17 protein-coding genes are annotated in these 15,388 nt (G+C 69.7%); 7 read left to right on the plus strand and 10 right to left on the minus strand.

Annotated features, from left to right (window positions below; translation table 11 throughout):
- Nucleotides 1-331 precede the first annotated feature (331 nt).
- From RHCRD62_RS09120 to RHCRD62_RS09130, 3 genes are all read left to right on the plus strand, one after another.
- Complete coding sequence (locus tag RHCRD62_RS09120; protein ID WP_050064342.1) at nt 332-1,054, plus strand: hypothetical protein; 723 nt, start codon at nt 332-334, stop codon at nt 1,052-1,054.
- Between the two features lie 110 nt (nt 1,055-1,164).
- Complete coding sequence (locus tag RHCRD62_RS09125; protein ID WP_084734152.1) at nt 1,165-2,073, plus strand: Ig-like domain-containing protein; 909 nt, start codon at nt 1,165-1,167, stop codon at nt 2,071-2,073.
- Between the two features lie 166 nt (nt 2,074-2,239).
- The gene (locus tag RHCRD62_RS09130) at nt 2,240-2,839 is read left to right on the plus strand and encodes a hypothetical protein (protein ID WP_050064344.1); all 600 of its coding nucleotides are present in this window, start codon (nt 2,240-2,242) and stop codon (nt 2,837-2,839) included.
- A gap of 161 nt (nt 2,840-3,000) precedes the next feature.
- Here RHCRD62_RS09130 and RHCRD62_RS09135 read toward each other — a convergent pair whose 3' ends face one another.
- Together RHCRD62_RS09135 and RHCRD62_RS09140 are read right to left on the minus strand one after the other, a co-directional pair.
- On the minus strand, nt 3,001-3,852 hold the full coding sequence (locus RHCRD62_RS09135) for an alpha/beta fold hydrolase (protein WP_050064345.1): 852 nt from the start codon (nt 3,850-3,852) through the stop codon (nt 3,001-3,003).
- 80 nt (nt 3,853-3,932) lie between these two features.
- A complete protein-coding gene (locus RHCRD62_RS09140) occupies nt 3,933-4,685 on the minus strand; it encodes an alpha/beta hydrolase family protein (protein WP_050064346.1) in 753 nt (250 codons plus the stop codon).
- Between the two features lie 105 nt (nt 4,686-4,790).
- Between RHCRD62_RS09140 and RHCRD62_RS26370 the strand changes: the two genes are divergently transcribed.
- Both RHCRD62_RS26370 and RHCRD62_RS26605 read left to right on the plus strand, forming a co-directional pair.
- Nucleotides 4,791-5,261 (plus strand): hypothetical protein, encoded by a 471-nt coding sequence (locus RHCRD62_RS26370; RefSeq protein ID WP_253277252.1) that lies wholly within the window; start codon nt 4,791-4,793, stop codon nt 5,259-5,261.
- A gap of 39 nt (nt 5,262-5,300) precedes the next feature.
- Complete coding sequence (locus tag RHCRD62_RS26605; protein WP_301280719.1) at nt 5,301-5,429, plus strand: hypothetical protein; 129 nt, start codon at nt 5,301-5,303, stop codon at nt 5,427-5,429.
- Nucleotides 5,430-5,436: 7 nt separating this feature from the next.
- Here RHCRD62_RS26605 and RHCRD62_RS09150 read toward each other — a convergent pair whose 3' ends face one another.
- The 8 genes from RHCRD62_RS09150 to RHCRD62_RS09185 all read right to left on the minus strand — a co-directional run bounded on the left by RHCRD62_RS09150 (nt 5,437) and on the right by RHCRD62_RS09185 (nt 13,200).
- Entirely contained in the window at nt 5,437-5,826 is a 390-nt protein-coding gene (locus tag RHCRD62_RS09150) for a YchJ family protein (protein ID WP_050064347.1), read from the minus strand.
- Nucleotides 5,823-7,205, minus strand: a complete 1,383-nt coding sequence (locus tag RHCRD62_RS09155) for a metallopeptidase TldD-related protein (RefSeq protein WP_050064348.1) — start codon at nt 7,203-7,205, stop codon at nt 5,823-5,825. The genes RHCRD62_RS09150 and RHCRD62_RS09155 overlap by 4 nt, the downstream gene beginning before the upstream one ends.
- Nucleotides 7,206-7,207: 2 nt before the next feature.
- The gene (locus RHCRD62_RS09160; protein ID WP_050064349.1) at nt 7,208-8,716 is read right to left on the minus strand and encodes a TldD/PmbA family protein; all 1,509 of its coding nucleotides are present in this window, start codon (nt 8,714-8,716) and stop codon (nt 7,208-7,210) included.
- A gap of 20 nt (nt 8,717-8,736) precedes the next feature.
- Nucleotides 8,737-9,504 (minus strand): TSUP family transporter, encoded by a 768-nt coding sequence (locus tag RHCRD62_RS09165; protein ID WP_050064350.1) that lies wholly within the window; start codon nt 9,502-9,504, stop codon nt 8,737-8,739.
- A 58-nt stretch (nt 9,505-9,562) separates the two neighbouring features.
- A complete protein-coding gene (locus RHCRD62_RS09170; RefSeq protein ID WP_050064351.1) occupies nt 9,563-10,894 on the minus strand; it encodes a sensor histidine kinase in 1,332 nt (443 codons plus the stop codon).
- A complete protein-coding gene (locus RHCRD62_RS09175) occupies nt 10,891-11,586 on the minus strand; it encodes a response regulator transcription factor (protein ID WP_084734153.1) in 696 nt (231 codons plus the stop codon). Before RHCRD62_RS09175 ends, RHCRD62_RS09170 begins: the two co-directional genes overlap by 4 nt.
- Nucleotides 11,587-11,622: 36 nt before the next feature.
- Complete coding sequence (locus RHCRD62_RS25765; protein WP_050064353.1) at nt 11,623-11,922, minus strand: hypothetical protein; 300 nt, start codon at nt 11,920-11,922, stop codon at nt 11,623-11,625.
- A gap of 138 nt (nt 11,923-12,060) precedes the next feature.
- Entirely contained in the window at nt 12,061-13,200 is a 1,140-nt protein-coding gene (locus tag RHCRD62_RS09185) for a site-specific integrase (protein WP_050064354.1), read from the minus strand.
- Between the two features lie 421 nt (nt 13,201-13,621).
- Here RHCRD62_RS09185 and RHCRD62_RS09190 point away from each other — a divergent pair, with 421 nt between their 5' ends.
- Nucleotides 13,622-14,668: a hypothetical protein gene (locus RHCRD62_RS09190; protein WP_050064355.1), complete on the plus strand. Its 1,047-nt coding sequence runs from the start codon at nt 13,622-13,624 to the stop codon at nt 14,666-14,668.
- A gap of 173 nt (nt 14,669-14,841) precedes the next feature.
- On the plus strand, nt 14,842-15,351 hold the full coding sequence (msrA, locus tag RHCRD62_RS09195) for a peptide-methionine (S)-S-oxide reductase MsrA (protein ID WP_050064356.1): 510 nt from the start codon (nt 14,842-14,844) through the stop codon (nt 15,349-15,351).
- Nucleotides 15,352-15,388 lie beyond the last annotated feature (37 nt).

The following is a 15,388-nucleotide window of genomic DNA, read 5'->3' on the forward strand; positions in this document are numbered from 1 at the left end:
TTCACACGTTCCACACCCCGCCGGTGCCCCGGTGTGAACCCGGGTCTCCGTCGATTTCCCGTGCCCAATAGACCGGGATTCCGGGATTAAATGTTGATGAATTGTCAACAAATTCAGCCATTGCAGTACGCGACGCCACGACGAGCTTCTCGCGTGAGAGCGATCTGCTATTCGAATCCGGGGAATGATGCCATTTTTGTGTGATAGGAATTAGCCCGCTGGAACACGTCATGCAGTCCCTCAGCTGACGTCCCGGCGCCGGCGCTCTTCCCCTGGCGCGCCGGAGCCGGTCACAGCCTCGGCCCACACAGAAGAGAAGTAGGTAAAACCAATGCAGCGGACTTCCGCTCGCCGCCTCGCCGCCATCGCGGCGGCGACCACACTGCCGGCCGCGCTCCTCGGGGTCGGGATCGGCACCGGTGCCGGCGTCGCCAACGCCGCCGGCACCTGCAACCAGTCCAGCCACACCACCAAGAACGACGCCAGCACGGTGTGGGTGACCCACACCTACGACAAGAGTGTCACCGTCACGGAGGCCGCCGCAGGCACCAACGTGACCTACAGGATCGAGGTCGGGACCACGGGTATCGGGAACCCGTACGTCAACACCATCCGCGACTATGCACCAGCCGGCTTCGGCAAGCCGGTCTCGGCGAAGGTCACCTCCTACCACTTCATCCAGGGCCAGGTGACCGAGGACGTCTCCCCGGTACCGACCGACGACGGCGGTTGGCGAGTCAGCAGCACGGGCTGGTTCGTCAACTCGGGCAACTCCGTGACCGCCGAGTTCACCTACAAGATCCCGAACGGGGCCGCGACCGGCGCGCAGATCACCAGCGGCGGCATCGACGTCAGTGGCACCGTCGGTGTCGGGATCCGGCGGGAGAACCTCAACGCCTGTTTCACCGTCCGCGAGAAGAACGCGGGCGAGGGCGTCACCGGCAGCATGGACGGCGCCGGACTGGGCTCCAACGAGGGCCAGCTCAGCTCCACCGGCTCGGTCAGCGACATTCTGGGCGACACCATCACCCGAGTCATCCAGAACGGCAGCTAGACCCGACCGGCTCCGGTGCTTCGCCCGCGCGGCGCCGGAGCAACCACCCCCGCGACCGGACGGCGTCGGCGCCGGTGCGGTCGCATCCTCACCACCGAAAGGGAACATCGATGGCAACTCGAGCAATCATGCGCGGCGCGGCCGCGGGCGCGGCGACCACCTTCGCGCTCGGCGCGCTGGCCTTCCTCGGCGCAGGCACCGCTGCTGCCGCCCCGGGATCGATCGTCTGGGACGACGGCAGCTCCCACTTCACCCGCACCATCAGCAACACCACCCCCGACGCGGGCGAAACCATCACCGTCACCACGAAGTTCGAACGGACCAGCTGGGTGGACGAGTACATCTACAACGTCAAGGATCGGCACCCGTCCTGCCTGACTTACGTTCCCGGCTCGGCGAAGATGATCGGCGAGAACGAGTACCCGGTCCTCGACCCCGAGGTCAATGTCGACGAGGGCAACGGCTCCGGCTACGTCCGCGCGTCCTGGGGCATCACCGACTGGGTCGTCCAGAACCGCCCCGGCTTCCACCGGTCTCCCACCTTCAGCGTCCGCTACAAGGTCGGAAGCGACTGCGTCCGCGGCACCGCACTGACGACCGGCATGGACTACGGCGGATCCCTCGGTAGCGGCAACTACGGCACCAAGGGCCCCTCGGTCACGGTCGGCGCCAACACGGTGTCGACCACCACCGTCACCCCGGTCGCCGGCGCCACCGTCGGCAAGGCCACCACCCTGACCGCGAAGGTGAACCCGGCAGGAGCCGGTGGCACCGTCAAATTCAAGGACGGCGACTCGACCATCGGCACCGCCCCGGTCGGCGCCGACGGCACCGCCACCCTCCAGTGGACCCCCGCCACCGCCGGTGAGCGCACCGTCACCGCCGACTACTCCGGTGTCGGCACCGTCAGCGCCTCCTCCGGCTACGCCACCGTCACCGTCGCGCCCGGCAGCGGGGACGGCACCGGCGGTACCGGCAGCCTCGACTCCCTTCTGGGCGGCTTCGGCTCCAGTAAGTAGCAGCAAGGCGCGGACTCGTTCGGCGGCCTTTCCGGTCGCGGTACGGGTCCACGGCGCCGCATCCGCGGCACTCGCCCCGGGCTCCGGCGCTGCCCCTCGCGCCGGAGCCCGGACTCTCACCGCCTGCGGCGACGCTCATGGCCGCACTCACCACAAGGAAAACACCATGGCCCCTCGATCCACCCGGCGCGGCGCCGCCGTCGGCACGGCGACCACCGTCGCGCTCGGAGTGCTGTCCCTCCTCGGCGCCGGCACGGCCGGTGCCGCGCCCGCGAAGGTCACCTGGGACGACTACTACTCCCACTTCACCCGCACCGTCAGCAACTCCACCCCCAACGCGGGCGAGATCATCACGGTCACCACGAAGTTCGAGCGCACCAACTCGACCGAGGAACACCTCTACAACATCAAGGACCTGCACCCGTCCTGCCTGACCTACGTTCCCGGCTCCGCCAGGATGAACGACACCCCCCTCGACCCGGAGGTCACCTCCGGCTACGTCGGCGTCGACTTCCCTCCCAACACCTGGATCGTCAAGAACCAGCCCGCCTCGGCTCCCGTCTTCAGCGTCGCCTACAAGGTCGGCGCCGACTGCTCTCGCGGCAACAACCTGACCACCGGTATGAGGTACAACGGCTCGCTCGGCTCCGGCGACTACAGCACCAAGGGCCCCTCGGTCTCCATCAGCTATCTCAACCCCGGAGGTGGCGACGGCTCGAGCGGCAGCGTCGGATCCCTGCTCGGCGGCTTCGGTTCCAGCCAGTGAGGTAGCAACCGTCGCGGGTCTGTTCCCGGCCGCGCCGGTCGGGAACAGACCCGTCCCACCCACCGTGCTGCCCGCCGCCGCGGTCCAGGTGAAAAGCGTTCCGCAACAAGATCGATCCCGCATCCGGTGATCGTTCGGGTCGCCTGCGTGACGACGTCGGCTCAGCGGAGCAGGAACTCGACGGTGACCCGCTCGAATGCCTCCTTGGCTTCGATCATCACCCAGTGCCCGCAGTTCGGGAAGATGTGCAACTCGGCGTTCGGAATCAGGCGCATCGGGATCATCGGCATGTCCGGCGGACACTGGCGATCGTCGCGGCCCCACGTCAACAGGGTGGGGCACTGCACGCTGCCCATCATCGACCAGTAGGGCGGTAGGCCGGAACTGGCCATCGCCTGCTGCTGCGCCTCGAAAGCCCTGGAGCCGTACATCGCCGCCAGTGTCCGGTGCGACGCCGGATCGTTGGCGGTCTCCCACCGTTCCTCGATGCGTTCGTCGGTGACCACGGACCGGTCGTAGACCATGCACTCGAGCCAGCGGACCAGCTTCTCGCGGCTCGGTCCGTCCGCGAAGTCCTGCAGCAGCCGGGTGCCCTCGCTCGGGTTCTGGCTGAAGATGTTCGGCCCGACCCCACCGATGGTGACGAGCTTGCTCACTCGCTCGGGGTGCTTCATGGCCACGTTGACGCCGACGACCCCGCCCATCGAATTGCCGATCATCGCGGCCGAGCCGATGCCGAGGGCGTCCATGAATCGGATCACCGACGACCCCGCGGTCAGCACGGGATGCCCGTCGACCGGATCGCTCACACCGAACCCCGGGAATTCGAGAACGTAGCAGTGGAAGTGCTCGGCGAACACCTCCAGGTTTCCCCGGTAGTTCCGCCACCCGCTCACCCCGATTCCCGAGCCGTGCAGCAGCAGCAACGGCGGACCCTCACCCGCCTCGTGATAGCGCAGTACCCCCTTGTCGGTGACGATTTCCCGCTTGGTCCCCTCGTAGGTCACGTCCATCCCGCCACACTAGAACACGTTCCAGTCGGCGCGGCGAGGATCGGCGTCCGGCACGGCGCCGGACGCCGATCCTCGTCAGGTCAGTTCGCGGCCCGGCGGCCGAGGTGGTGGGCGAAGAACTGCGCCGATCCGTCGCGCTCGCACTCGGGCACCTGGTCGTACCTGCCCGAATGGGCATGCAACGTCTTGTCCGTCGAGGCGAAGGCGTCGAACAACGCGACACCGGAGGTGCGATCGAATTGCTCGTCGTCCCATGGAATCCGGTACTGGACCGGGACGGTGACCTTCCGCGCGGCCTCGATCAATGCGTCGTCGACGAAGACCCAACCGAAGCTCACGGCGGCGATCCGAGGTTCGACCGCCGCCAGCGTCATCCCCGTCACGACACCCAGTGACACGCCGCCGTAGCCGACCGGCGCGTCGGCACCGATCTCGGGCAGCGCCAGGAGTGCGTCCAGAGTCGCCCGCCACTCCGGTACGGCCCGCTCCGCCACCGCCACGTTGTAGTCGACGACGACGGGAGCGATCGGCTCGCCCGCCGCCCGGGCCCGGTGGATCGCGTCGATCCACCGCTGGTCCTCGGCGTTTCGCGGTCTGCCACCGTGACCGGGCGCATCGACGGCGGCAACGGTGAATCCGTGTTCGGTCACGCTGTGGAGTGCGCTGGCGACGAGACCCGGCGCCTTCTTGTGCATGCCACCGGAGTGCCCCAGGAGCAGCAGGGGAGCGCCGGCCGAACCGGATTCCGGCGACCAGAGAACACCCGGGACGTCGCCGCGGGTGAATGTGCGCTCGATGACACCGTTCGACGATGTCTCAGAAGTGAAGTGCATGGTGTTGCCTTTCGGGATTGCCGAGTTTCGGGCGCTCCCGGCACCACCTACATCGGTTGCCGATCCGTGAACACGAGTGAGAGCACCCACCTGGTTACTGCGTACATGGGTCTCACCTCCTCGCGCGATGTCACGGTCACGCGCACGCTATCAACGCGTGGTGACGCCGGTCCATCGAATTTCTCTCCGCGCCACGACGACACCGACGCCGTAGGGTCGACACATGATCGCGGTCGCGCGTCGTCGACGTCCCAGCCACCGCCGCCGCGGTTCGTCCACGAGGCGCTGATCGACCCGGACCGCGATCCGTCGCGCCCGTGGCTGCACCTGCTGGCGAACCAACAGCGGCCGATCGTCCTCGAATTCGAGGCCCCACATCTGGTGGTGTGGAGTTCCCTGTGGCCGTGGCGTCCGGACGCGCAGATCCGATTCGACCTGACCGGTGTCGGGGGAACCACCCTCGAATGGACGCTCTACGTCGACGAACCGGCACCCGATAGGGAGACCATCGTCCGCATGCGCAAGCGGATCAACAGGTTGATCAATGCGAACCTGCGCTTCACGTTCGGGCAGTGACGCGGGGCAGGCAACAGCGTGGATCAGACAAAAGGGGTGATGAACGACGTGGACGCCGAGAACCAGCTGCGAGACACACTCCGCGCGATTCCCGTTCTGACGGGTGTCGCGCCGGAGTTCGACCACACGGACGTACCGGACGACCCACGTGCCGTGCTGCGGCCGTGACGGCTCGTCAGCCGAGCGCGTCGACGTACAGCCAGCGCCCATGCTCGCGTACGAACCGGCTGTGCTCGTGCAGTGAGTCGCGGTCTCGGCCGTACCGGTAGTGGGCGACGAACTCGACGGTGCCCGCGGACTCGAGGAGGCTGCCGCCGGACCGCGACAGGATGTCGAGTCGCATCCACCGCTGGTCGGGGTCGAGGTCCAGGGTCTTCGGGCGGGTGCTCGGATGCCAGGTGCGCAGCAGGTAGTCGGCGTCGCCGACCGCGAACGCCGCATACCGCGACCGCATCAGTGCTTCCGCGGTCGGGGCCTCGGCTGCACCAGAATGGAAGCGGCCGCAGCAGTGGCCGTAGGTTTCGCCGGACAGGCACGGACACCGCACGTCCTCGGGAGCGGTCATTGCGCCGCGCTCACCGACGACATGTGGAAGTCCGGGATCCGCAGCGGCGGCATCGCTGTACGCGTGAACCAGTCCTTCCACTCCCGCGGCAACGTCGGCTCGGTGGCGCCCGCCTCGGTGACCCGGCGCAGCAGGTCCAGCGGTGACTCGTTGAAGCGGAAGTTGTTGACGGCGGCGGTGACCCGGCCGTCCTCGACGAGGTACACGCCGTCGCGGGTCAGGCCCGTCAGCAGCAGCGTCGCCGGATCGACCTCGCGGATGTACCAGAGGGTCGTCAACAGGAGTCCGCGTTCGGTGCGCGCGACCATCTCGTCGAGGCTGGTGTCGCCACCCCCGGTGAGCAGCAGGTTCTCGCCGGGAACCGCGACGGGGACGTCGAATTCGCGTGCCGCGTGCCGCGGGTAGGCGAGCGCGTTGATCGTGCCGTCGCGGATCCAGTCGACCCGATCGGCGGCGAGGCCGTTGTCGAAGACCGACAGCGACTCGCTCGACGCGGCGGTCGCCACGAACGGCGCGTACTCGAGGCCGGGGGAACGCGGATCGGAGAACAGGGTCAGCGGCAGGTCGGTGAGCCTCTCGCCGACGCGGGTGCCCCCGGCACGCGACAGGGCGGTGTGCCCTTCTTGCGCGCCGCGACCCTCCATCGTCCACATCAGGTAGATCATCAGGTCGGCGACCGCGGACGGTGGCAACAGCGTCTCGTAGCGTCCGGCGGGCAGCGCGACGGTGCGGCTCGCCCAGTCGAGGCGGGTACTCAACTGGGACAGCAGGTTCGGGACGTCGATGTCGGCGAAGTCGAGGGTGCCCGCACCGACCCAGGCGCTCGCGTCGCCGCGCTTGCCGTTGATCTCCACCGAGCCGGTCGGCTGAGTGAACCGGCGCCGCAGACCCGTGGTCGTGCCGAGCCAGGTGCTGTGCATCTGGTGGTGCGCGAACCCGTACAGCCGGTCGGTGCCGGCGAATCCGTCGGCCAACCCGCCGGTGATGCCGCCGAACACCTCGACGCCGGTCTCGGCGGGCCCGTCGGACCAGCCGGCGTCCGGGCCCGAGCCGGGTTCGATCAGCGGCATCGCGTCGTCGGCGGGCCGGGCGGTGCGGGCGGCGTCCTCGGCGGCGCGCACGACACCGGCGATCGCATCGGGGTCGACACTCGACGACGTCACCGACCCGACCCGGGCCTGGTCGCCGTCGCGGACGACCGCGACCACCGTCCAGCTGCGGGAGCGCGAATCCCCGTTCGTCGTCATCGAATTGCCCGCCCACCGCAGCGATGTCTCCGCTGCATCGGTGACGATGACCATCGCCTCGTCGACCGTCACCAGCGCCAACGCCTGTTCGACGACGTCCTGTGCGGAGATCGCCGCGGAGCCCCCGCTCATCGTCACTGTCCCCCCTCGTTTCGGGTGTTGAGAACATTGACGCCCCGGAACAGCGCCGACGGGCAGCCGTGGCTGACCGCGGCGACCTGACCGGGTTGCGCCTTCCCGCAGTTGAACGCGCCGCCGAGCCGCCACGTCGACGGGCCGCCGACCGCCTCCATCGACCCCCAGAAGTCGGTGGTCGTCGCCTGGTAGGCGACGTCGCGGACCTGGCCGTCGAGCTTGCCGTCGCGAATCCGGTAGAACCGCTGCCCGGTGAACTGGAAGTTGTAGCGCTGCATGTCGATCGACCAGCTCTTGTCACCGACGACGTAGATGCCGTCCTCGACCCGCGCGATCAGCTCCGCTGTGCTCGTGTCCCGGTCGGGGTCGGGTTGCAGGGACACGTTCGCCATGCGCTGGATCGGGACGTGATGCGGGGAGTCCGCGTAGGAGCAGCCGTTGGAGCGGTCCAGTCCGAGCCTGGGCGCGAACACCCGATCCAGCTGGTAGCCGACGAGGACACCGTCACGAACCAGGTCCCAGCGCTGCCCGGACACGCCGTCGTCGTCGAACCCGACGCTCGCCAGGCCGTGCACCTCGGTGCGGTCGGCGGTGACGTGCATGATCGGGGTCCCGTACTGCAGGGTGCCGAGCTGGTCGGGGGTCGCGAACGAGGTTCCCGCATAGGCGGCCTCGTAGCCGATCGCGCGGTCGTACTCGGTGGCGTGGCCGATGGATTCGTGGATCGTGAGCCACAGGTTCGTCGGATCGATCACCAGGTCGGTCGGGCCGGCGACCACGGACGGCGCCTTCGCCTTCTCGGCCAGCCACTCGGGAATGCGTGCCAGTTCGGCGTCCCAGTCGTCACCGCTCAGGTACTCCCAACCGCGACCAGCCGGCGGGACCAGTGTCCGCATCGTCTCGAAGCTGCCCGCGGCGGCGTCGACGGCGGTGGCCTCCAGTTCGGGGTGCAGTCGCACCCGCTGCTGCGTGATCCGCGACCCGGCGAGGTCGGCGTAGAACGTCTGCTCCTTGACCTGCAGCACGCTCGCGGTGACGTGATCGACGCCGTCCGCGGCGGACAGTCGGCCCGAGTACTCGGCGAGCAGCCCCACCTTGTCGGCCGTCGGGACGGTGAACGGGTCCACCTCGTACGCCGACACCCACACCGCGTCCTTGTGAACGGGTTCGGCGGCGAGCTCGACCGGGTCCCGGTTCAGTGAGCGCAGGGCGCGTGCGACCTCCACCGCCCGGGCCGCGGTCCGCGCCGCGGACTCCGCGGTCAGCTCGGCGTGCGACGCGAAACCCCAGGTGCCGTCCACGATCACGCGGACCGCCAACCCCAGCTCGTCGCCGTCGACGACCGACTGGACCTTGCCGTCCCGCAACCGGATCGACTGGGTGCGCAGCCGGTGCACCCGCAGGTCCGCATGGCTCGCGCCCGCGGCACGGGCGGCGGACAGCGCCGCGTCGGCGAGCTGCCTCAGGGGCAGTGCCAGGAAGTCCGGATCGACGTCGTGTGTTCCCACCCGGTCAACCTAACGAACTCTCATCCGAACTGCTGCCAGCCCAGTCGGATCACCATCACCACGACCACGACGAGCAGCACGATCCGGATGAACCCGGCCCCTTTCGCGAGCGCCATCCTGGCCCCGACGACCGAACCGACGACGTTGCACACGGCCATCGCCAGCCCCAGTGACCACCACACGTTTCCGGTGGCCGCGAAGAACACCAGCGCGCCGACGTTGGAGCCGAGGTTGATCACCTTCGCCATCGCGGCGCTGCGGACGAACTCGGTGCCCAGCATCACCGCGAACGTGATGATGAGGAAGGTGCCGGTGCCGGGGCCGAAGAGACCGTCGTAGAAGCCGAGTGCACCGCCCGCGACGAGGACGGTGGTGACCACCTTCAGCCGCGACGGCCGGTGGGTGGCGAGCGTCGTGCCGATGGTGGGCCGCATCGTCACGAACACGGCGACCGCGATCAGCAGCACCATGATGATCGGGATGAACAGGTCCTTGTCGATCAACGACACCACGGCCGCACCCGCCGCCGAGCACACCGCGGCGAGGACCGCCGCGGGAACCATCAGCCGCCATTCGAGGCGCACCTTGCGGGAGAACGTCACGACCGCGGCCGCGGTGCCGTTGACGGCCGTCAACTTGTTGGTGGCCAACGCTTCCTGCGGCGTCATCTGCGGCATCGTCAGCAGGATCACGGGGAGCAGGATCAATCCGCCGCCGCCGACGACGGCGTCCACCCAACCCGCCGCGAGCGCGGCGGTCATCAGGACACCCCAGTCGGCCCAACTCATCGGCCAACCCAATCACAGACCGGTGGTGGCGCCGCGACGGACGCGCTCGGTCGAGCCGTCAGGACGGAGCCCGGGGCAGCCTCAGCACCAGCCGAACACCACCGAGCGGACTGTCCTCGAACCAGGCGACGCCCCCGTGCAGCTGAGCCTGCTGACGGATCAACGCCAACCCCAGGCCCGATCCGCCCGGCGCGGCGACGGCGCCGCGACGGAATCGTTCGAACAGCACCTCACGCTCACCCGCCGGCACCCCCGTGCCGTCGTCGGTCACCGCGACGTACACCGCGTCGCGACCGTCCCGGGCACCGATCTCGACCACGTGCGCCCCGCCGTGCCGGACCGCGTTCGTCACGGCGTTGTCGACCGCCAGCCGCAGCCCGGCGGGTAGGCCGACCACCGTCAGCGTCGGCGGAACGTCCAGGCGGATGTCGACCCCGGGGTGGGTTCGGGTCGCGTCCTGCGCGGCTCGGTCCAACAACTCGGCCAGATCGACCGGCACGAAGTCGGCGTCCGACGTCAGGTCCCCGGCCGCGAGCCGTTCCAGCGCGCCGAGGGTGGCCTCGGCCCGCCGCTGCGTGCGCAACGTGTCGGCCAGGACCTCCCGGCGCGTGGACTCGGGCAGGTCCATCGTCGCCGCGACCTCGAGGTTGGTGCGCATGGCGGTCATCGGGGTCCGCAACTCGTGGGCGGAGGCGGCCGCGAAGTCCCGGGCCGTCTCCAGCGCCGACCTCGTGCGGGCGCGCTCGTCGGCGTTGGCCTCGAGCAGCTGCCGGAGCGCTCCGGCCAACTCCTCGGCCTCCCGCGCTCCCGACCCCTGCGGCGGCGGAGCCCCCGGATCGACGCCGAGCCGGCGGGTCTGTTCCGCGAGCCTGCGCAGCGGCGCGATCGCGACCCCCGCGAACAGCCACCCCAGCGCGGCCGCCACGAGGATCGCCCCGAGACCGATGACCACCGTCCATCGGTGCAGCCCGGTGATCGTCGAGCGGGCCGGGGCGGTCGGCGCGCCGACCGACAGCGTCGCGCCGAGCGCGTTGATCACCTCGACCGTCCGCACCCGATAGTGCGTCCCGTCCACCGTCGCGTCACTCCAGCCCTCCGGCGACTGCGGCAGTGTCGCGGCGGTCGTCGACACCACCAGTCCGCCCGCGCGGAGGGTGCCCGCGTAGTCAGGTGGCAGTGGCAGCGGTCCCTGCAGGACCCGCAGGCTGGTCAGGTTCGCCGCCGTCACCTGGGTGACCGAATCGAGTTTGGCGTCGAGCTGCGCGGTGACCTGGCGTTCGATGCCGATCCAGGCGACTCCACCGAGCACCAGCACGACCAGTGCGGTCCCGAGCGCCGCCGCTGCGGTCACCCGTAGGCGCAGCGATACCGGTCCCCGGTGCGCGGTCATCGGTCTCGAAGGACGAACCCGACCCCGCGCACGGTGTGCAGTACCCGGGGCGCGCCGCCGGACTCCAGTTTGCGCCGCAGGTAGCTGACGAAGACGTCCACGACGTTCGTCTCGGTTTCGAAGTCGTATCCCCAGACCTTCTCGAGCAGGGTCTCGCGGCCGAGCACGACCCCACGGTTCTCGGCCAACACCGCGAGCAGGTCGAACTCCCGCTTGGTCAGATGCACCGCCGTGCCGTCGACGTCGACGCGGCGGCCGAGCAGGTCGACGACGACCGGTCCGACGTTCACCGTCCCACCGGCGTGTCCGCCGACCGGATCCGGCCGACGCCGCAGGAGAGCGCGAATCCGCGCGACCAGTTCACTGAACTCGTACGGCTTCACCATGTAGTCGTCCGCGCCTGCCTCGAGGCCCGCGATCCGGTCGTCGACCGCGCTTCGTGCGCTGAGCACACACACCGGGACGTCGTTGTTCGTCGCCCGTAACGCGGTGACCACACCCACCCCGTCGAGCACGGGCAGATTGAGGTCGAGCACGATCAGGTCCGGGTCGTGCTCGGCGACGGCACGCAGCGCAGCGGCCCCGTCCGCTGCGGTGAAGGCCGCGAACTGCGAGAGTTCCAGGCCACGCTGCAGCGCCATCAGGACGTCCGCGTCGTCCTCGACGATCAGCACCTTGTGGACAGCAACCACCCCCTCATCTTGCAGGGCCGCGCCGCTACCCGCCGGTTATGCGGCCTCGGCCGCCGGCGGCGGGTTCAGCAGGGACTCCACCGCGTCCGCCCACTCCCGGAAGCCGTCCGTCCACACCTGCGCCGGCTCGGTGGCGAACACGAGGACGTCGATCGCGTCGTCGGGCGTCGCACCCGGCAGCACGGACGCCATCCATCCGCGACCGGGCTCGGTGACGAGCACCTCGCGACAGTTCCGCCCGTCCGCGACGATCGCGGCCAGCCCGCGGCTGCGAAGTTCGGCGGTCGTCGCGGTGATGCAGCGCCGCTCCCGGCTCGCCTTCCGAATGCTCGACATGACGCCTCCCGGTCTCTCGAAACACCGCGCTCTCCAGGGAGATTCGCTTCCCGAAAAGCCTGTGTGACCAGGCTAGGGATGGAAGGTGGGGGTTCTATTGGGGGCGAGTGAGAACTCTGTGAGAGTCGGCGCGGCGCATCAGAGCCCAAGGGCGGTGACCGCGTTGCCGTGCAGTCCCGCGTGTTGCCGGGAGTACAGCGCGATCATCCGCTGATCGGTGTGCCCGCTCTGCGTCATGATCTGCTCCGCGCTCGCGGCGTTACGGACCGCCTGGGTGACGAACCCGGCGCGCAGACTGTGCCCGCCGAGCATCGCCACGAACTCGTCCGCGTACCCGGCCTGGCGGGCGCGGCGCTGGACCATCGATGCAATCGCCTGCCCCGACAGCGCCGCCTCGCCCAGGCTGCCGGTGCGGTGCACGCTGCGGAACAGGGGTCGCGGCGCACCGACGGTGGTCGCGGTCAGTCCGCGGCAGCGGTGCTCGGTGTGAGGGTCGTCCTCGTCGAGCAGTGCGGCGACCGCCTGGCGTCCGCCCGCGTCCCACGCGTCGACGACCTCCCGCCACCTGCGGTACGCGCACACCGGGCAGGTCACCGGCGACGACCCGTAGGGGAGAGTGACGGTGCGGCCGGCGGCGGCCTGGTCGGTCTTCGAGCGCCGGATCGTCACGTACAGGCCGTCGGCGCGGTGCGGCCGGACGTCGGAGACGAGCAGCCCGGACAGTTCGGAGCGGCGCATCGCGCCGGTCAGCCCCGTCAACAGCAGGGCGGAGTCGCGACGCTCCGCGGCCCGCTCCGGCCAGCGGTCCGCGCCGGCCCGCATCGTCTCGACGATGATGCGGACGTCGTCGGTGAGCAGCGGTTCGCGCCGCGCGGGCGGGGTCGTGCGGGTGCGGGCGATGCCGCGCAGGATCTCCCGGACCGCGGACGCCTGGCCGGGTTTCGGATGCCCGGCGAGGGAGTGGATCGTGTTGATCGACGCCACCCACCGCGTCATCGTCGACGGCGCGTACGCGGGCCTGCCGTCGGGCCGCACCTCGGCCGACTTCTCCGTCAGGAACCAGCCGACGAGTTCCGGTGTCGCGGGGAGCGGCGGCTCACCGACCCGGTCGCACCAGCGTCCGAAGATCGTCCAGTCACTGATCTGCGCGGCCCGGGTGTTCTCGGAGACCGCCGCCCGCCGCAGTCGGTGCATCGCGTCGGCGACGTCGTCGGGGATCACGGTCACCCGTTCCGGCAGTGGACCCGACCGGATCGCCGGCTCGCTCGACTCGCTCATCGCACCCCACTTCGCTGCGCCGCCCAGGCGCCCCCTGGACGATACGGGCGAGCGCCGACAGCGGCCGCGGATCTGCAGGTCAGAGCGGTGTGGCGGCATTCCTTTCCGTCCTTTTCACGGATCCGGCTGCGTCGAACACCTGCCGGGCGTGGGTGAGTTCGGACAGGCGCAGTCGGGTCGGAGGGGACGGGCCGTCGCGGCGGGCGCCGCCGGGGAATGCGCTTCGTCGTTGCCGACCCCTCACGAGCGAGCACAGTTTTTCGGTCCACCCCGGGCGGCCTCCGCCCGGCGATCGTCGCCCTCGTTTCGACCGAATCGAATCCCCCTCGCCTAACTCGCCATAAGTGGGAATTATGACGATCAAGATCGACCATTTCATTACGTTGTGAGTAACGTTTCACACGTTGTAATGTAATGAATCGTGCAGCAGGAGCCGGAGAACGAGGGACCGAAGCCGGGACGCCCCCGCAAGTACGCCAGCGACGCCGACCGCGTCCGCGCCTTCCGTGCGCGGCAGAAGCAGCGGGAACGCGACGGCGACATCGCGACGGTCGAGACCGCGACGCCGACCGAGGCGGTCGGCGTCCTCGAGAAGACGCTGACCGACCTGCGCACCCTGAGCGCAGGCACGCTCGAGCAGTTCACCGTCGTCGCCCGGCAGATCACCGCCGCAGTCGACCGCCTCGCCGACCCCGAGGTCGTCGACGCCGCCCTCCACCGCGCCAACGTCGAACTCGCGCAGACCAAGGCCGCCCACGCCACCGAACTCGCCGATCTGCGCGCGAAACTCGACATCGCGGTCGACGACCGCGCGAACGCCGACGCGGCCGTCGTCGCGGTCGACGCGGAATACGCCGCCGCCGCCGAGGCGCACGACGCCGAGATCGAGACACTCACGACGGCCCACGAGGCGCGCCTGCAGGAACTCGCGGACGAGAAGGCCTCCGCGCTGGCGGACCGCGACGCGGCGCTCGCCGCCGCGGATGAGCGAGCCGACCTGCTGCGCGACCAGCTACGCGAGAGTCAGCAACACCTGGCGGCCGCCGAGCGTCGCGCCGACGCCGCCGAACAAACGGCAGCGACCGAGAAGCAGCGCGTCACCGAGTCGTCGGAGGCCGCGGCGCGGCATCTCGCGCAGGTCAGCGCCGTGTTCGAGCAGCGCATCGACGATCTGCGGACGGCGGCAGACACTGCCGCCGGCGCCGCGACGGCCACGGTCACACGTCTCGAGGGCGCCGTCGACCAGGAACGCGCCGCCGCCGCCGCGGCGAACCAGAGGATCGACGCCCTCCGAGACGAGTTGGAGCGCTGTCGCATCGAGGCCGGGCAGGCGGGAGCAGCGGAAGCCGCACAGCGGGAGCAGGTGGCCGCCCTCAGGGAGGAGATCGCGCAACTGCGAGCGGAGAGAACGGCGCCGGCACCACCGGCCGAGAACGAGGGGCGGCGCGAGAAGCAGGGACCGGGGTGACCGACGGCGCCCACCGCGCGGCGGATGTCGGCTGCCATGCCTTACACATGTGCCCTGCCTCGAGGTCGAGATGTGTCCGTTGCGGGATGCGAGGATCGAACGCATCACGGGAATTTCTCGTCGACCCGCCGCGCTGTGCGGTGATACCGGTGACACTTCATGGAGGAGGACGAATGGCCGACACGCGCACGGCGATCCTGGCGGGCGGATGTTTCTGGGGCATGGAGGACCTGATTCGCAGGCAGCCCGGCGTCCTGTCGACCCGAGTCGGCTACACCGGGGGAAGCAACGACAACCCCACGTACCGCAACCATCCCGGGCACGCCGAGGCCGTGGAGATCGTCTACGACCCCGAGCGCACCGACTATCGGGCGCTGCTGGAGTTCTTCTTCCAGATCCACGACCCGTCCACCGAGAACCGTCAGGGCAACGACGTCGGAACCTCGTACCGGTCGGCGATCTACTACCTCGACGACGAGCAGAAGCGGGTCGCCCAGGCCACCATCGCCGACGTCGACGATTCGCGGCTGTGGCCAGGCAAGGTCGTTACCGAAGTGACGCCCGCGAGCACCTTCTGGGAAGCGGAACCGGAGCACCAGGACTACCTGGTGCGTTACCCGGACGGCTACACCTGCCACTTCCCCCGCCCGGGCTGGAAGCTGCCGAACTCCAACGGCGCATAGCACCACACGGGTGAGGGGAACCCTCACCCGGTCCGAC

This window comes from Rhodococcus sp. RD6.2 (genome assembly GCF_001040705.1).
Lineage (GTDB): Bacteria > Actinomycetota > Actinomycetes > Mycobacteriales > Mycobacteriaceae > Rhodococcus_G.

Excerpts from the sequence above, each read along its gene's own strand:
- RHCRD62_RS09120 (WP_050064342.1), top strand. The coding sequence starts at position 332 with ATGCAGCGGACTTCCGCTCGCCGCCTCGCCGCCATCGCGGCGGCGACC.
- RHCRD62_RS09125 (WP_084734152.1), top strand. The coding sequence starts at position 1,165 with ATGGCAACTCGAGCAATCATGCGCGGCGCGGCCGCGGGCGCGGCGACC.
- RHCRD62_RS09130 (WP_050064344.1), top strand. The coding sequence starts at position 2,240 with ATGGCCCCTCGATCCACCCGGCGCGGCGCCGCCGTCGGCACGGCGACC.
- RHCRD62_RS09135 (WP_050064345.1), bottom strand. The coding sequence starts at position 3,852 with ATGGACGTGACCTACGAGGGGACCAAGCGGGAAATCGTCACCGACAAG.
- RHCRD62_RS09140 (WP_050064346.1), bottom strand. The coding sequence starts at position 4,685 with ATGCACTTCACTTCTGAGACATCGTCGAACGGTGTCATCGAGCGCACA.
- RHCRD62_RS26370 (WP_253277252.1), top strand. The coding sequence starts at position 4,791 with ATGGGTCTCACCTCCTCGCGCGATGTCACGGTCACGCGCACGCTATCA.
- RHCRD62_RS26605 (WP_301280719.1), top strand. The coding sequence starts at position 5,301 with ATGAACGACGTGGACGCCGAGAACCAGCTGCGAGACACACTCCGCGCG.
- RHCRD62_RS09150 (WP_050064347.1), bottom strand. The coding sequence starts at position 5,826 with ATGACCGCTCCCGAGGACGTGCGGTGTCCGTGCCTGTCCGGCGAAACC.
- RHCRD62_RS09155 (WP_050064348.1), bottom strand. The coding sequence starts at position 7,205 with ATGAGCGGGGGCTCCGCGGCGATCTCCGCACAGGACGTCGTCGAACAG.
- RHCRD62_RS09165 (WP_050064350.1), bottom strand. The coding sequence starts at position 9,504 with ATGAGTTGGGCCGACTGGGGTGTCCTGATGACCGCCGCGCTCGCGGCG.
- RHCRD62_RS09170 (WP_050064351.1), bottom strand. The coding sequence starts at position 10,894 with ATGACCGCGCACCGGGGACCGGTATCGCTGCGCCTACGGGTGACCGCA.
- RHCRD62_RS25765 (WP_050064353.1), bottom strand. The coding sequence starts at position 11,922 with ATGTCGAGCATTCGGAAGGCGAGCCGGGAGCGGCGCTGCATCACCGCG.
- RHCRD62_RS09185 (WP_050064354.1), bottom strand. The coding sequence starts at position 13,200 with ATGAGCGAGTCGAGCGAGCCGGCGATCCGGTCGGGTCCACTGCCGGAA.
- msrA (WP_050064356.1), top strand. The coding sequence starts at position 14,842 with ATGGCCGACACGCGCACGGCGATCCTGGCGGGCGGATGTTTCTGGGGC.